Raw genomic sequence first — 15,782 nt, 5'->3', positions numbered from 1 at the left:
ATTGTGGATGCACTGAATTTTTTCACATATTATGCAATGCATTATATCGTGAGGATAGAGGCGCGAATGTTAAGAGTACATTTCCTGAAGGCGGCAGCCTAATGAGGGGAATCGAAAGGGACTTTCGCCGAAGCGGATCATCAGCTGCCATGATGATTTAGCTGGATTTCCATTGAAGAAGTGGGAGTCTGTCAGGTATCAAATACCTGGAGAGCTATCCGTTCGGAGCTTTTTTGTGATTGCTCCCATCGGACCGGCTCTCAATTTATGATTGAGAGCCTTTTTGGCATTCCGGGAAAAGATGGAGGACTGAAAATGGAACGAATTGTGATGAAGTTCGGTGGGACTTCGGTTGCGAATCCTGAAAAAATCGCACATGCGGCGCAATTGGTCGTCGGGGAAGTCAAGCGGGGGAAAAAGGTAGCTGTCATCGTGTCGGCGATGGGAAAAACGACTGATGAATTACTAGCGTTAGCAAATGAAGTAAACCCGAACGCGGGGCGACGCGAGCTGGATATGCTCTTGACGACAGGTGAACAAGTAACTGCTTCCCTTCTTGCGATGGCCATTGCTGCGGAAGGGGTTGAGGCAAAATCTTTTACCGGGTGGCAGGCGGGTGTCACAACGGAAGCCATACATGGAAATGCCCGGATTGAACAAGTTCGTGCAGAAAGAATCATCTCCACTCTTGAGGAGGATGCAGTCGCTGTCATAACAGGTTTCCAAGGAATTGATGCTCAGGGGCAATTGACGACATTGGGGCGTGGTGGATCAGATACGAGTGCTGTTGCAATCGCTATAGCGATTGATGCGGCTGTTTGCGATATTTACACAGACGTAGAAGGAGTCTTTACGACCGATCCACGTTTAATCGAACAAGCGCGGAAGTTGGAAGAAATTTCGTACGATGAAATGCTGGAAATCGCGAATTTAGGAGCAGGGGTCCTGCATCCGAGAGCCGTCGAGTTCGCTAAAAACCATCAAATGCCATTGCGTGTCAGACCAGCCCATATTGAAGGAGAAGGAACGATCATTAAGGAGGAAATCGATTTGGAAAACAATCTTATCGTTCGGGGAGTCGCATTTGAACGCGATATTGTCCGAAGCACTGTTATGTATGACACACCCTACAATGGTTCACTTGCAAATATTTTTACAACCTTAGCCAAACATCATGTTAACGTAGATATTATTGTGCAGACGATCCGGGAGGACTCACAACCATCCGTTTCTTTTTCGATTAAAAAACAGGATTTTGCCGAAGTAGTCAAAGTATTGGAGATGAATCAGGAAGCACTCGGGTATCGACAAGTTGACTTTGAAGTAGGGCTTGCTAAAGTGTCGATCGTCGGAAGTGGCATGGTATCGAATCCGGGCGTTGCTGCTACTATGTTTGATGCAATGCGCAATGCATCCGTTCCGATCAAAATGGTGAGCACGTCAGAGATTAAAGTATCCGTTGTTATTCCGGAATCGGATATGGAAAAAGCGGTAACGGTCCTTCACGAACAATACGAATTAGCTGGGGAATAAAAGAGGGGGATGCACCGATTTACTGGAGCATCCCTCAGCCTGTTGCCAAACGCTCGCATCAGTTGTTGAGGCCTACAGGATGTAGGTCATGCATCCGTTGCCAATCGAACAGCGAAGGGTTCGATTTGCCATATTTCTGCGTTCTTTGCAGAAATTAAGTCACTTTTCAGGACGCGGCGTCCTTAGGATGGCTTCCTAACTCGCTCGTCCGCTCATGAACTCTAGTTCGATTCGCGTCTTCGCTCGACTTCGTGCGGGCTCGCAGGAAGAGAGTCATGCAGGCGTTACGAATCGAACAGTGAAGGGTTCGATTTGCTGTGTTTCTGTGCTCTTTGCAGAAATTAAGGCACTTTTTTTGAACGTCGCGCTCTTAGCCTGCCTTCCACGTGACAATCGTTTTCAATCAGGCTGAAGGAATTACTAATTTACAACGTATACCTAAAAAAGAGGTAGACAAAGTTAAATAACAACTTTGTCTACCTCTTAGGGATGCTCGGATCTCCTGGAGCATCCCTATCAACATTTCAAATAGTTGATTTTAAATCCCATTTCACATGAAAGTGAACGAGGGGTTCTTTTTCGTTTACTTCGCCATAGCACTCTGTTAGTAAGCCGTTCAATTTCTGATACTGTTCCGCCAAAAAACCGGCCTCGAGGTGAAAGGATCTTTTGTGGAAAGTTGGGCCTGCTTCGTTTTTTAATATGTAAAAAGCCTCGTCTTTTGCCGTTTCATGAAGTATAAGCTCACCCCATCCTGCTTCTTGGAAGAAAACAGGCAATTCTTCGATAGCAAAAACCGGGAATTTTCGAGCGATTTCTTTCCCTGCCCAATAGAGGATTTCGTCTTCATGTTTCCCGAGTATGCTTGGCAATACATGATCGCGCAATAATTCGTAGCCGAAGCGGGTCGGCGAGTCGTATGTAATATTTTCCAATCGAATAAACAACCCTTCGGATAATGTAGAAATTAATAGAATAATCAGCTGACAAATGCTTTCCTCATCTTGACCTCTTCAAAACAGAGGAGTACAATGAACATGTTATATTATTGTATCATGAAGAGGAGAGCAGTCAACGGTTGCTTCGTGTCAAAACGATGGCAGCCTTAGATGCACGTCCTCAGCAATAAGGGAGGGTAAAAGATTTGTCGAGAGAATCAGATTTTTATTTGCGCCGACTACATTCGTTGCTCGGGATCATCCCGGTTGGGCTCTTCCTTGCTCAGCACTTGGTTATTAACCATTTTGCGACACGCGGTGCAGAAGCATTCAACAACGCATCCAATTTCATGGGGAATTTACCGTTCGTTCTGTTTTTAGAATGGTTTGTCATTTACATTCCACTCATGTTCCATGCGTTCTATGGTGTGTACATAGCTTTTACTGCGAAAAATAACGTACAGCGCTTTGGTACGTTCCGCAACTGGATGTTCATGTTGCAACGAATTACAGGAGTTTTCCTAGTAATTTTCATCGCATGGCACATCTATGAAACAAGAATTCAGAAGGCATTGGGAGCCGAAGTAGACTACAACATGATGGCTGATATTTTTGAGAACCCGTTCATGATTGCATTCTACATCGCGGGTGTTATTGCGGCGACTTTCCACTTGGCGAACGGGCTTTGGGGATTCCTTGTCACTTGGGGAATCACGCAATCGCCACGTTCACAGAAAATCGTCACTTACGTCTCGATTGCAGCTTTCGTAATACTTTCTGTTATCGGTGTACAGGCAATACTTGCATTTGTGTAAAAATTATGATTGACATTGAGATTACCTAAAATTTGAGGAGTGAAACAATAATGGCAAAAAGCAGATTGATTGTTGTCGGCGGCGGTCTTGCAGGCTTGATGGCAGTCATCAAAGCGGCTGAAGCAGGCACTCCGGTTGACCTGTTCTCACTCGTCCCGGTTAAACGTTCCCACTCCGTATGTGCCCAAGGAGGCATCAACGGTGCAGTGAACACGAAAGGGGAAGGCGATTCGCCTGCAATCCACCTTGACGACACTGTATATGGAGGGGACTTCCTAGCGAATCAGCCGCCTGTTAAAGCGATGACGGATGCAGCACCAGGGATCATCAATTTATTGGACCGGATGGGCGTCATGTTCAACCGGACACCTGAAGGACTTCTGGATTTCCGTCGTTTCGGGGGTACACTTCACCACCGTACAGCATTTGCGGGTGCAACGACTGGACAACAACTCCTTTATGCATTGGACGAGCAAGTTCGTCGCTTCGAAGTAGATGGATTAGTTCAGAAATATGAACATTGGGAGTTCCTAGGAGCGATCCTTGATGATGAAGGCGTTTGTCGCGGTATAAAAGCACAAAACTTGAAAACGATGGAAATCCAGGCGTTCAAAGGTGACGCGGTCATCATGGCGACTGGGGGCCCTGGGATCATTTTCGGGAAAACGACAAACTCTGTTATCAATACAGGATCAGCGGCATCCATCGTTTACCAACAAGGTGCATACTACGCCAATGGTGAGTTCATCCAAATCCACCCGACAGCAATTCCTGGTGACGACAAACTTCGTCTGATGAGTGAATCTGCACGTGGTGAAGGTGGACGCGTCTGGACTTACAAAGACGGTAAACCTTGGTACTTCCTAGAGGAAAAATATCCTGCATACGGTAACCTCGTGCCGCGTGATGTTGCAACCCGTGAAATCTTTGATGTTTGTGTCAATCAAAAACTCGGCATCAACGGTGAAAACATGGTTTACTTGGACCTTTCGCATAAGGATCCAAAAGAGCTGGATATTAAACTTGGTGGAATCATTGAAATCTATGAGAAATTCACAGGCGATGATCCACGTAAATTACCAATGAAAATCTTCCCGGCTGTTCACTATTCAATGGGTGGTCTATGGGTCGATTATGATCAACATACAAATATACCAGGTCTGTTCGCTGCTGGTGAATGTGATTATTCACAGCATGGTGCTAACCGACTCGGAGCAAACTCACTTCTTTCAGCAATTTACGGAGGAATGGTCGCAGGACCGAACGCCGTTAAATATATGAAAGGCTTGAAACGGACTGCGGAAGAGCTACCATCAGCAATCTTCGATACAGCAGTGAAAGAAGAGCAACAGAAGTGGGATGACACGCTCAAAATGGATGGCACTGAAAACGCCTATATCCTTCACAAAGAGCTTGGCGAATGGATGACGGACAACGTCACAGTTGTACGTTATAATGATAAGTTAAAAGAAACAGACGAAAAAATTCAAGAGCTTCTTGAACGTTATGAAAATATCAATATTAACGATACACAACAATGGTCTAACCAAGGCGCGACATTTACGCGTCAGTTGAAAAACATGCTATACTTAGCACGTGTTATCACACTTGGTGCACTAAATCGTGACGAAAGCCGCGGGGCGCATTACAAACCGGATTTCCCGGAACGTGATGATGAGAACTTCATGAAAACGACAATGGCGAAATTTGACGGAAAATCTGCTCCGATCTTCCACTATGAAGATATCGACGTTTCGCTTGTTCCGCCACGTAAACGCGACTATTCCGCGACGAAAGGAGATTGACGTAAATGAGCGAGCAAAATACTGCCGTACAGGAACGTGAACAACAGACGGCACAAAAAACTGTCCGTTTTGAAATTCTTCGTCAGGATACAGCTGAATCGACTCCATATTGGGAGAAATTTGAGTTGGAATATAGACCGAACATGAACGTTATTTCTGCCCTGATGGAAATTCGCCGTAACCCGGTGAATGCAGACGGCAATAAAACGACTCCAGTTAACTGGGATATGAACTGTTTAGAAGAGGTTTGTGGTGCGTGTTCAATGGTTATCAACGGCCGTCCACGTCAATCGTGTACAGCACTAGTCGACCAATTCACACAGCCGATCAGACTTGAACCGATGAAAACATTCCCAGTCGTTCGTGATTTGATTGTTGACAGAGAATTCATGTTTGATTCCTTAAAGAAAATCAAGGCTTGGGTTCCAATCGATGGGACATATGATCTAGGTGAAGGGCCACGTATGCCTGAGCGTAAACGTCAATGGGCATATGAGCTTTCAAAATGTATGACTTGCGGTGTATGTCTTGAAGCATGCCCGAATGTCAACGACAAAACTGACTTCATCGGTCCTGCGCTTATTTCACAAGTCCGTCTCTTCAATACGCATCCAACAGGTGCGATGAATAAGGACGAACGGTTAGCAACGATAATGGCAGACGGAGGAATTACTGAATGCGGTAACTCACAAAACTGTGTAGTTGCATGTCCAAAAGGGATTCCACTCACAACGTCGATTGCAGCGATGAACCGCGCAACTTCTGTTCAACTCTTTAAAAACTTCTTCGGAAGCGATCATATGGTAGACTGATTTCAACCTACCGAACACCCCGCTCAGGAAACTACCTGGCGGGGTTTTCTTTTGGAAAAGTTCGGGGAGATCATAAATAGCGTAACGTGCTCAATTTGGCGTTTGGATGCTCATAATTTGTAACTAGAGATCGATTTATTGTTTGAGTGCTCATAATACGTATCGAATGCTCAACCCATCTTCTAAGTGCTCATAATACGCAGCACGCGCTCAGTCTAACCTCTAAGTGCTCATATCTTGTGGCAAACGATCAATCTATCTTTTGAGTGCTCATAATTTGTAGGAAGTGATCAATCCTCTTTTTGTGTGACCATACTTCGTACCCAGTGCTCAATCGATCTTCTGAATGATCATAACTTCTATCTAGCGCTCAATCCATCCTCAAAATGATCAAAATGTAATATAAGTGATCATCCTTCCATTCTACGTTTTAAAACAAATTTACCAGTAGTAGGTGCGATTTAGGACTTCGCTCATTTTGATGCATATTCATCCCACTTTTGAGCGAATATACTGTAAACTAGAAAGGTAAAATATGTTTCACTAATTGTTTGGAGGGATTTGGGGTTGAAACAGACATATATACATGATTTATCATCATGGATTGCGGGATTTACATATTCTGTGCCCGTACAGGTTCGGTTTTCTGATACGGATATGTACGGTCATTTGAACAATACGGTACCTTTTGTTTATTTTGAATATGCAAGAATTGAATACTTGAAGTGTATTGGGCTGATGAATGATTGGCTCAATCCGGATGGGAAGAAGATACCGGTCGTTGCAGACTTGCAGTGCGATTATGTCAAACAAGTCTTTTTCGATGAAAAGCTTTCGATTTATGTAAAAGCGGAGTCGGTCGGCAACAGTTCGGCCGATATCCATTATATGGCGAAGAACGAAAATGAAGATATTGTTTTTACAGGAAGGGGTACGATGGTCCAGGTCGGAAGGGGCTCTGGTAAAAGTATTCCGTGGACGGAAGAAGAAAAGTCACTTTTAGGGTTTGAAATGAGCAAGTAGCCGGCACAGCCCGCTCTCTCTTCACATATTTTAAAGTGAAAGTGGATAGGAGGGGCGCGTCTTGACAGAAGAATCGAAAAACCGTTCCTTGCTGACTGCAAGAGAGCGTGAAATCTTTCATCTGCTCGTTGACGATCATACGACAAAAGAAATCGCAGGACGGCTCGGAATTAGTGAAAAGACTGTCCGGAATCATATTTCGAACACAATTCAAAAATTAGGTGTTTCCGGAAGGGCACAAGCGATAGTCGAATTGTTGCGGCTAGGTGAGTTGAAATTGCATTAAGCATAAGTGATCATGATGGAAGTCGTCGACCATACATGAACGCGAGTATAGGTATGCAACGATATGAGAGTAGCATGCTGATATTTTTATAATCTTTTCAAACAGTTGAACGGGCTGCTTTCCGCAGTCATCGGGCAACTGTTTTTTCTTTTGAAGCAGGATGTCGCGGCCACTGTCTAGGAAAAGTATTGCCTTCAACACGAAAAAAGGTGACAATAGAAAGACAGTAATTGTTTTGGGAGCTGATCTACTTGAAGGAGCAAAATACACCTAATCAGGAATATATAGATGATGTTGCCCGCATGGAAAAGGACTTGAGATATATTTCAGCGATCATTAAGCAAAGAGGTCGTCGTATTTTGAGCAATTATACTGTTACACCGCCACAATTCATAGCTTTACAGTGGCTGTTTGAACATGGTGACATGACAATTGGCGATTTATCGACTAAGATGTACCTTGCGTTCAGTACAACGACGGATTTAGTTGATCGGATGGAGAAAAATAATCTTGTGAAGCGCGTACGGGATGAACAGGATCGCCGGGTTGTCCGCATTCATTTATTGAGTGAAGGGGAGCGCGTTATCGAAGAAGTGATCGAGAAACGCCGGGATTATTTAAGCAATGTCTTAGCTGACTTTGATGAGCGGCAAATCAAGGAATTTTCAGAGCTGTTAACTAAACTTCATCAAGAGATGAAAAAGGATTGAGGGATTTAAGTGGATTTACCAATTGGAGTAATTGATTCGGGCGTCGGTGGCTTGACCGTCGTGAAAGAAATGCTCAGTCAATTACCGTATGAACAAATCGTTTACTTGGGAGATGATGCACGCTGTCCGTACGGCCCAAGACCAGTGGAAGAAGTACGGACGTTTACAATGGAAATGGCAACGGCGCTTTCCAAAATAGGTATAAAAATGCTCGTCATAGCTTGTAATACGGCAACCGCCGTCGCATTAGAAGATATAAGAGAGCAATTTTCATTTCCGGTCATCGGGGTAATTGTACCGGGTGCCCGTGCTGCGGTGAACGCTTCTGCAACGGGAAGAATTGCTGTCCTCGGAACGGAAGGGACGATCAAAAGCGGTGCGTATAATGATGCTATCCATTCGTTATCGCCAGCTGCAACGGTGTATCCACTTGCTTGTCCGGCATTCGTGCCGATTGTGGAGAGTGGTCAATACCAATCAGAACTGGCGGATGAAATCGTTTCAGAGACACTGAAGCCGATGCTGGGCAAGGATTTTGATGCGGCTATTTTAGGGTGTACACATTATCCGCTTTTGGAACATCATATTGAAAAGCATCTACCTGCGAATGTAAGGATCATTTCTTCGGCGGTAGAGACGGTGCGTGATGTGGAACGAACCCTAGCTATTGGAAATATAGCGCGAACATCCGAATGTAAAGTCTCACCTGTTTTCTTTTCTACGGGAAATGTGGAGCAATTTCGTTCGATCGTGATGGACTGGCTATCGATTCCGGAGCCGGAAGTAAAGACTATCAAACTGTAAAAAGGTCCGGGATGTCCGAAGACGGATTTCCCGGGTTTTTGCGTCTGTGAAACAGGTTATGATAAGATGATAACGCAATTTGAAAGCTGGAGGGTACTCATGATGAGACATGATGGACGAAAATTTGATGAAATTAGGCCAATTACAATTGAAACAGATTATTTGCTACATCCTGAAGGTTCGGTTCTAATCTCGGTCGGCAATACGAAAGTGATTTGCACGGCAACAATCGAAGAACGGGTACCCCATTTTCTTCGAGGCGGGGGAAAAGGTTGGGTGACAGCAGAGTATTCGATGCTGCCACGTGCGACAGGGCAACGGACACAGCGTGAAGCTACGCGAGGAAAAGTCGGTGGACGGACGATGGAAATACAACGATTGATCGGGCGTGCGTTGCGTGCAGTAATGGATTTGGAGGCGCTTGGAGAGCGGACCATTTGGATCGATTGTGACGTCATACAGGCGGACGGTGGAACGCGAACAGCGTCTATTACAGGTGCCTTTGTGGCAATGACGTTAGCGATTGCTAAGCTGTATCAGGATAAAGACTTAAAGAGATTTCCAATTACTGATTTTCTTGCGGCGACAAGTGTTGGAAAGTCGAACGAAGGCCAATTAATATTGGATCTCGATTATGTGGAAGATTCGGAAGCCGCTGTCGATATGAACGTGGTCATGACAGGTGCCGGGGCGTTTGTCGAATTACAAGGGACGGGTGAAGAAGCGACATTTACGCGTCAGGAGATGAATGAGCTAGTCACTCTCGCAGAAGAGGGGATTCATCAATTATTTGCAGTGCAACAAGAGGCGCTCGGATTAGTTGGACAAATGATTAGACAAAAAGAGGAGGATCCTTCATGAAAGAAGTACTCATTGCCACGAATAATAAAGGAAAAGCAAAAGATTTCGAGGCATTGTTCAAACCTTTTGGAGTGCAAGTCCTTACTTTGAATGATATTGAGGGAAATATCGATGTGGAAGAGACGGGTACCACATTTGAGGAAAATGCGATTTTAAAAGCTGAGACAGTGGCGAATCTACTGGGTAAAATCGTCATCGCAGACGATAGCGGTTTGGAAATCGATGCACTTGACGGAGCTCCAGGAGTATACTCCGCTCGTTATGCAGGCTTGGAGAAGAATGATGATGCCAACATCGACAAAGTGCTGGGAGAGTTGGCGAAGACCCCTGAAGAAGCACGTACGGCCCGTTTTCGCTGTGTGCTAGCAGTGGCGGGTCCCGGAATTGCAACGGAGACGTTTTCGGGGAGCTGCGAAGGAATCATTCATTCACAACGACAAGGGACGAATGGGTTTGGCTATGATCCGATATTTTACCTGCCTGAACAAAAGCGGACGATGGCGGAATTATCCCCTGAAGAGAAAAGTGCGATTTCCCATCGCGGGGCGGCTCTTTCGAAGTTGAAATCCAAGCTTCCTCAATATATGGAAGGGGATCAGAAATGAAACTGATCGTTATGAGTGATTCGCATGGAGATCAGGAAACGGTAACAACCGTTTCCTCCCTTCCTGCAGATGCCATCTTCCATTGCGGTGATAGTGAATTGCCATTTGATGATCCAATTTTACGAAATATACACATCGTCCGTGGAAATTGCGACTTCGATGTTCGTTTTCCCTCATCGCTTTTGGTGGAAGTGCACGAAAAGTCAATCCTTGCTGTCCATGGACATGAACATGATGTGAACCGGTCCTTGATGAGCCTTTACTATAGCGCGAAAGAAATGGGCGCTGATATTGTGCTATTTGGTCATTCACATCTCTACGGTGCAGAACTGAAAGACGGTATCCTATTTTTAAACCCAGGAAGCACAAAGCTACCAAGAGGCGGGAAAGAGGCGACTTATGCAGTCGTAGAATGGGATGAAACAGTAAATGTAATGTTTAAAAATATGGCGCATGAAACAATCGATTCAATCGAAATAAAAAAGTTTTAAAAAATAGTGTTGACTTTATGTGCGCCCCATTCTATAGTAGTAAATGTCCCCGCAATCCTGTGATTGTTCGGAACATGTCTCAGTAGCTCAGCTGGATAGAGCAACGGCCTTCTAAGCCGTCGGTCGGGGGTTCGAATCCCTCCTGGGACGTACTTGAGAAAAAGGATGTAAACATTGTTAAATCAATGTCTACATCCTTTTTTTTGCTTGGTAAGAAAGATTTGGAAAAAGTATTGACTTTATGTGTGACCTATCCTATAATAATAAATGTCCTGATGATCGTTTGATTGTTTGGAACATGTCTCAGTAGCTCAGCTGGATAGAGCAACGGCCTTCAAGAATAGGAGCCTTTACAAGGAAAGAGAACTTGTAAAGTGGACGACACCGTATCGGTGAAACCTTAACAGATCATGCTGATGGCAATACCGAGGAAACTTACGATCTTTATTTACATAATCAAGATTGAGGAAATTCAAAGGTCCGGTCAATCCGGAGGTAGAAATTCCAAAGTATAATCCTTAGATTATCGTGAGGTTCCGTAGAGACTAAACGTGTCGCACCTGAAATGGTGAAGTTATAGTCCAGACTACAAACAGTCATTGCTGGTGGCGAAAGCCATAGTGGTAAGCTAAGCCGTCGGTCGGGGGTTCGAATCCCTCCTGGGACGTTTAAAGTATGAAATTGTTTGCTTTTAAGAAAAGAGGAAAGTGTTTTGAAGCCTTGCTACATTAGGTTTCAAAACACTTTTTCTTTTTCTATTATTCGATTAAGTAGCTAAAAGTGATTACATAGAAATTACACAAGAATATCTTCACTTGTATTCACTTTATGTAGTGGCTTGTAGAGTAACTATACAAGCCATTTTCTTTCCACTATTTCTGTTAGAGCATTGGTCATTTCGTCTTCAAGATAACTTTGTAACCTTTTTTTCGCCGTAAATTGTCTAATTCCAGCTTCTCTACCTACAGATCCTTTCTTACAAATAGAAATATAGATTTCTTTGTAGGTTTTTCCTATCTAGCGTAAGGCAATCACTTCAGTTCTAAATTGGATAGTTTATACTGTACACCATATTGAACATGGACAGAATTGAAATCGGGCGATAAATAATTTTTTATTGTACGCTTTGTATAGCCTGTTTTATTCGGCAATTTTTCCTATACTATATCCTCTTTTCTGAAAATCTTTGACTTCGTTGACTTTCTCTATAGCCTTCTGGATTATTTCATTAGTGTGTTTACATAATAAAACACAAATAGTTATCAAAGTGCTTGAAAACCATTTGTGTTTATCTATTAATTCAGGAGTATGCCAATCACTAAATACAAGTTATTTTGTTGGAGGCACACCATATTTGTTGATTCCAACAGTATCCTCACCAATTAAGAAATTATTACCCTCTTGGATCTTAGATGGATTAAATATTCCTGATTTCTCAAACCTCTGTTCGCTGTCTTGCTCTCCACCAATCTTGACGAAAGGAAGCGTAATACGGATCGCTAGACCAATACGTCTTTGATCAGAAGTGTTTGGAGCAGAATAATGTAGCAATCTTTCATTAAAGAGGAAGAATTGTCCGGGTTCTAATTCCATAGGTATGGCTTCATCGGTATTTACATAGTTCAAATCCGCTTCTTTTGCATGAAAGATTGACATGTTATCGGATTTATTAGAACTAATATGTGGAACCACACTTTTATGGGATCCAGGAATAACCTGAACACAACTATTTGATGCAAAGGCCGGATCGATTGCAAGCCATGCAGTGATATTGATCGCGGGTTCAATCGGCCAATAATAAGCATCCTGATGCCAGGGAACTGCTTTTTCTCCCGGATTCTTACACCAGAAAACAGAACGCCATAGCACAAGTGATTCTCCGAAAATACTTTGGATTGGTTTGATCACGTTCTCATGGGTACACAAGTCATAAACCAACTTATGATTAGTGTGCTGACTATGTGGGTTTTTCTCCACATCGATCTCGTTCACGAGTTTCTCCCTAATCTTAGCCATTTCATCTGGAGAGCATAGCGTAAATGGGCCTAGGTATCCTTCTTCGTGATATTTGCGAACCTGTTCTACACTTAATTCTTTGTTTAATGTAATTGACATTTTTATTCCCCTTTCTTTTTTGTTGTTTTAATATTACAATGAAATCTGTCAATTAGGAATGTTACAAACAATTGTTAACTTGGCAAAAACGATTATCATAACCCTGAGGTTGCTAATAGTACAAATTCATTTTGACAAAATGCGTAGTCTTCCTAATTAATTCCATCATGTGTGTTGGACATTTTTACCAGAGAATGACCCGGGATGGCATAATTCCTTGAATGCTGAGTGTTATACGGTATCTTGTTGTTTATTATCCGAAGATAAAACTGTTTTTTTTAATGGATGGGAACATTGGTTACAGGCTGTTGTCCGTCCGCACCCTCCATTTTTTTTAGTCATTTCATCTGGAGAGCATTGTGTAGATGAACCAAGGTACCTTTCTCCTTGATATTTGCGAACCTTTTCTGCACTTAATTCTTTGTTTAATGTAATTGACATTTTTATTCCCCTTTCTTTATTTTGTTGTTTTAATATTACTATTAGTTACGATAATTCGGAACGTTGCGAGCGATTGTTAACTTGGCAAAAACAATTATCATTATCTGGAGGTTGCTAATAGTGCAAATTCATCTTGACAAAATGCATAGTCTTCCTAATTTATTCCTTCGTGTACGTTGGACATTTTTACGAGAGTACGGACCTGATTGGCATATTCCCTTAAATGCAGAGCCTTATACGGTATTTTGGTATATATTATCCGGAAGTAAGACTGTTTTTTTTAATGGTAGGGAACAGAGGTTGCAAGCCGGAAATCTATTGATTGTCCCTCCGCATACTTCATTTGCATTCATTGCAAGTGAAAATGATGGGCCTATTCGGTATCTCTCTCTTATTCAAGATGCCCGCATTGGTCCCTATCACATTGTTGAACATTATGGTCTTCCGATTGTATCTGCACCTGACCCCGAGCAGATGAAGAGTCTTATTAATCTTTGGTATCAAATTATTGAAACTAGCAACACCATGACTAGTAGGAACATCACGAATCCATTCGATCAAAGTGAAACGTTAAATCAACTTCAATTGCATTCTCTGGTGTCGAACTGGGTACGAGAACTTTTTCATATTCTTCGTGATCAAAGCATCCCCCCTGTTCAATTAGACTCAAGAATCCAGATGGTTTCACGCTTTGTTCAGGAAAATATGAAAGAAAAAATCACTATGGATAGTCTTGCCAAGGTAACACATACAAGCGAAAGTCACCTCAGGAACTTATTTAGTACAGGGCTTGGAATATCTCCAATGGAGTATGTCCGCAGACTGAAAATTGATAAAGCCCGCGAATTACTGTTAGATACGGAGTTGCCGATTCAAGAAATTTCCAACTTGTTGGGCTTTCCTGACGCAACTACATTTAGTAGGATGTTCCAAAAATACGAAAGGAAAAGCCCGAGAGTTTATAGAAGTTACGACAGAAAATTCTGACGGTAATTGAATGTCCACATCTTGTTTTTGGATTTATACATTCATTAACCTTTATTCGGTTAATTATTTGTATATATTGAAAAACGCGTGGCAAAAATATCAAATTTTTTATGTAAAAGTGTCAATGAAACGAAAACATTACCTCATTGAGTCCATTTCATAGACCAAGGCCGAGCGCGAACAATAGTTGAAAAAAAGCGGAAGAAGAGGCACTTTCGGTTTATGAAAAAGGGATTGTTCAACAGCCATCCGTGTCCTTGGAAACGCTGTTTAAGGAATCTCTACTTGATTCCAAATGGGGAATTAAGAAGCGTAGTGATAGAAAAAACATCTTCTGGCTCGGTTCTGAAGGTCATTTGATCGTCAGCACCAAAAGCCAGTATTTTTTTGTTATAGAGTACGTCCGTATGTCCTAATGACGGGGGAAGCAGCTATTCCATCCAGTGGTGCTGCTTACTTAGAATGCCGCGGAATTAGCCACAGGACGGATAAGAAACAAAAAAGTGCAACAGACATTCAAGTAGCTTAATACTTTTTATAGAAGCTTGAAATTCAGCAAGGGTTACCCCTGTGCAATTTTAAAAACAGTAATTTTGAAGCTGATTCAATTAACTTTGCTAAAAGATTTTTGATCGACAATGATAATACTGAAAAAATGTTATTGCAATTGATGAAAAAATGTGATAAGTTACTACTCAAGATGTTAACATGTCCTTACAAGTTAACAATATTGAAAACAGTTAGGAGAATTTAATGATGAAACTCGAGGAAGGAAGCTTTATTCCACTTTATTATCAAATCAAGAAAAAATTACTTTATCAAATTAAAGCTGGAGAGTTGAAGGAAAATGACAAGCTCCCCTCTGAAATGGAATTGGCGAAAGAATTTAAAGTAAGTAGACCAACAATTCGTAAGGCGCTGGATGAACTAGCTTACGCGGGTTATTTAAGAAAGATAAAAGGAAAGGGGACATTCGTTTCCTCCCCTAAATTAAAAGAAAACTTATCCGTTTTTACATCCTTTGCTGAAAATGCGCAAGCAATAGGAGAAAGTCCTGAAATAAAAACTTTATCTAAAAAGCAAGTTGCTGCCGATGAAGAAATAGCTGCCCAGTTGGGTCTATCAAGCGGTGATGAGCTAATAGAAATTGTTTTACTTAGGCTAATTAATGGACGACCAGTTAATTTAAAAACAAGCTACTATCCAGTCAGTCTATTTCGTTCTTTTTTCGACCAACTTTTGGATCATACACCGTATTTTAATTTGATGGAAAGCTACTTAATTGATAAATATGATCTATTTCCGTTAAAGTATGCCCGTACTTTCGAAATTGTTATGGCGACGGAATTTGAGGAGGATCTTTTAGAAGTGAGCAATGGATCACCCTTAATATTATGGGAGGATATTATGTATTTGAGTAATGGAAAACCAGCTGAGCTATCGAGAACTCTATATCGTAGTGACAAGTACCAATTTCATCTTGAACAAAATATTGAAAGCGCTTTGATTGTAAAAGAAAAAAATAAAGAGGCCCTTATTGAACATTGATGGTCTTT

General features: G+C 42.3%; 16 protein-coding genes, 1 tRNA gene and 1 riboswitch. Of the genes, 14 read left to right on the top strand and 3 right to left on the bottom strand.

Annotation, left to right across the window (positions count from 1 at the left end; translation table 11 throughout):
* Positions 1-47 precede the first annotated feature (47 nt).
* Positions 48-225, top strand: a riboswitch (Lysine riboswitch).
* Positions 226-315: 90 nt separating this feature from the next.
* On the top strand, positions 316-1,533 hold the full coding sequence (locus ACFPRA_RS15525; protein ID WP_381436574.1) for an aspartate kinase: 1,218 nt from the start codon (positions 316-318) through the stop codon (positions 1,531-1,533).
* Between the two features lie 524 nt (positions 1,534-2,057).
* On the opposite strand, the gene ACFPRA_RS15520 is transcribed toward ACFPRA_RS15525, so the two are convergent.
* Positions 2,058-2,468: a YslB family protein gene (locus ACFPRA_RS15520; RefSeq protein WP_381436572.1), complete on the bottom strand. Its 411-nt coding sequence runs from the start codon at positions 2,466-2,468 to the stop codon at positions 2,058-2,060.
* Between the two features lie 209 nt (positions 2,469-2,677).
* On the opposite strand from ACFPRA_RS15520, the gene ACFPRA_RS15515 reads away from it, so the two are divergent.
* The 11 genes from ACFPRA_RS15515 to ACFPRA_RS15465 all read left to right on the top strand — a co-directional run bounded on the left by ACFPRA_RS15515 (position 2,678) and on the right by ACFPRA_RS15465 (position 10,833).
* Positions 2,678-3,286 carry a succinate dehydrogenase cytochrome b558 subunit gene (locus ACFPRA_RS15515; RefSeq protein WP_381436570.1) on the top strand — a complete coding sequence of 203 codons (609 nt, stop codon included), beginning with the start codon at positions 2,678-2,680 and terminating at the stop codon, positions 3,284-3,286.
* A 50-nt stretch (positions 3,287-3,336) separates the two neighbouring features.
* Positions 3,337-5,091 (top strand): succinate dehydrogenase flavoprotein subunit, encoded by a 1,755-nt coding sequence (gene sdhA, locus ACFPRA_RS15510; RefSeq protein ID WP_381436567.1) that lies wholly within the window; start codon positions 3,337-3,339, stop codon positions 5,089-5,091.
* A 5-nt stretch (positions 5,092-5,096) separates the two neighbouring features.
* On the top strand, positions 5,097-5,903 hold the full coding sequence (gene sdhB / locus ACFPRA_RS15505) for a succinate dehydrogenase iron-sulfur subunit (RefSeq protein WP_381436566.1): 807 nt from the start codon (positions 5,097-5,099) through the stop codon (positions 5,901-5,903).
* A gap of 567 nt (positions 5,904-6,470) precedes the next feature.
* Entirely contained in the window at positions 6,471-6,926 is a 456-nt protein-coding gene (locus ACFPRA_RS15500; protein ID WP_381436563.1) for an acyl-CoA thioesterase, read from the top strand.
* A 61-nt stretch (positions 6,927-6,987) separates the two neighbouring features.
* A complete protein-coding gene (locus tag ACFPRA_RS15495) occupies positions 6,988-7,212 on the top strand; it encodes a helix-turn-helix domain-containing protein (RefSeq protein ID WP_239390298.1) in 225 nt (74 codons plus the stop codon).
* Positions 7,213-7,514: 302 nt separating this feature from the next.
* Entirely contained in the window at positions 7,515-7,922 is a 408-nt protein-coding gene (locus ACFPRA_RS15490) for a MarR family winged helix-turn-helix transcriptional regulator (protein WP_381437568.1), read from the top strand.
* Between the two features lie 9 nt (positions 7,923-7,931).
* Positions 7,932-8,726, top strand: coding sequence for a glutamate racemase (gene racE / locus ACFPRA_RS15485; RefSeq protein ID WP_381436560.1), 795 nt, complete (start codon positions 7,932-7,934; stop codon positions 8,724-8,726).
* Positions 8,727-8,825: 99 nt separating this feature from the next.
* On the top strand, positions 8,826-9,587 hold the full coding sequence (rph, locus tag ACFPRA_RS15480) for a ribonuclease PH (RefSeq protein ID WP_381436557.1): 762 nt from the start codon (positions 8,826-8,828) through the stop codon (positions 9,585-9,587).
* Positions 9,584-10,192 (top strand): XTP/dITP diphosphatase, encoded by a 609-nt coding sequence (locus ACFPRA_RS15475; RefSeq protein WP_381436554.1) that lies wholly within the window; start codon positions 9,584-9,586, stop codon positions 10,190-10,192. Before rph ends, ACFPRA_RS15475 begins: the two co-directional genes overlap by 4 nt.
* Positions 10,189-10,683, top strand: a complete 495-nt coding sequence (locus ACFPRA_RS15470) for a metallophosphoesterase (RefSeq protein ID WP_381436552.1) — start codon at positions 10,189-10,191, stop codon at positions 10,681-10,683. The genes ACFPRA_RS15475 and ACFPRA_RS15470 overlap by 4 nt, the downstream gene beginning before the upstream one ends.
* A gap of 76 nt (positions 10,684-10,759) precedes the next feature.
* Positions 10,760-10,833, top strand: a tRNA-Arg gene (locus ACFPRA_RS15465).
* Positions 10,834-12,012: 1,179 nt separating this feature from the next.
* Here ACFPRA_RS15465 and ACFPRA_RS15460 read toward each other — a convergent pair.
* The gene (locus ACFPRA_RS15460) at positions 12,013-12,798 is read right to left on the bottom strand and encodes a phytanoyl-CoA dioxygenase family protein (RefSeq protein WP_381436549.1); all 786 of its coding nucleotides are present in this window, start codon (positions 12,796-12,798) and stop codon (positions 12,013-12,015) included.
* A gap of 231 nt (positions 12,799-13,029) precedes the next feature.
* The gene (locus ACFPRA_RS15455; protein ID WP_381436547.1) at positions 13,030-13,239 is read right to left on the bottom strand and encodes a hypothetical protein; all 210 of its coding nucleotides are present in this window, start codon (positions 13,237-13,239) and stop codon (positions 13,030-13,032) included.
* Positions 13,240-13,359: 120 nt separating this feature from the next.
* Between ACFPRA_RS15455 and ACFPRA_RS15450 the strand changes: the two genes are divergently transcribed.
* Complete coding sequence (locus ACFPRA_RS15450) at positions 13,360-14,226, top strand: helix-turn-helix domain-containing protein (RefSeq protein WP_381436545.1); 867 nt, start codon at positions 13,360-13,362, stop codon at positions 14,224-14,226.
* Between the two features lie 756 nt (positions 14,227-14,982).
* Positions 14,983-15,774, top strand: coding sequence for a GntR family transcriptional regulator (locus ACFPRA_RS15445; RefSeq protein ID WP_381436542.1), 792 nt, complete (start codon positions 14,983-14,985; stop codon positions 15,772-15,774).
* Positions 15,775-15,782: the final 8 nt, after the last annotated feature.

The organism is Sporosarcina soli, assembly GCF_042655805.1.
Taxonomy (GTDB): domain Bacteria; phylum Bacillota; class Bacilli; order Bacillales_A; family Planococcaceae; genus Sporosarcina; species Sporosarcina soli.
This window is presented reverse-complemented; position numbering and strand designations above follow the sequence as displayed.

Coding starts and splice junctions, on each gene's coding strand:
- ACFPRA_RS15525 (WP_381436574.1), top strand. CDS start 316: ATGGAACGAATTGTGATGAAGTTCGGTGGGACTTCGGTTGCGAATCCT.
- sdhA (WP_381436567.1), top strand. CDS start 3,337: ATGGCAAAAAGCAGATTGATTGTTGTCGGCGGCGGTCTTGCAGGCTTG.
- sdhB (WP_381436566.1), top strand. CDS start 5,097: ATGAGCGAGCAAAATACTGCCGTACAGGAACGTGAACAACAGACGGCA.
- ACFPRA_RS15490 (WP_381437568.1), top strand. CDS start 7,515: ATGGAAAAGGACTTGAGATATATTTCAGCGATCATTAAGCAAAGAGGT.
- rph (WP_381436557.1), top strand. CDS start 8,826: ATGATGAGACATGATGGACGAAAATTTGATGAAATTAGGCCAATTACA.
- ACFPRA_RS15475 (WP_381436554.1), top strand. CDS start 9,584: ATGAAAGAAGTACTCATTGCCACGAATAATAAAGGAAAAGCAAAAGAT.
- ACFPRA_RS15470 (WP_381436552.1), top strand. CDS start 10,189: ATGAAACTGATCGTTATGAGTGATTCGCATGGAGATCAGGAAACGGTA.
- ACFPRA_RS15460 (WP_381436549.1), bottom strand. CDS start 12,798: ATGTCAATTACATTAAACAAAGAATTAAGTGTAGAACAGGTTCGCAAA.
- ACFPRA_RS15455 (WP_381436547.1), bottom strand. CDS start 13,239: ATGTCAATTACATTAAACAAAGAATTAAGTGCAGAAAAGGTTCGCAAA.
- ACFPRA_RS15445 (WP_381436542.1), top strand. CDS start 14,983: ATGAAACTCGAGGAAGGAAGCTTTATTCCACTTTATTATCAAATCAAG.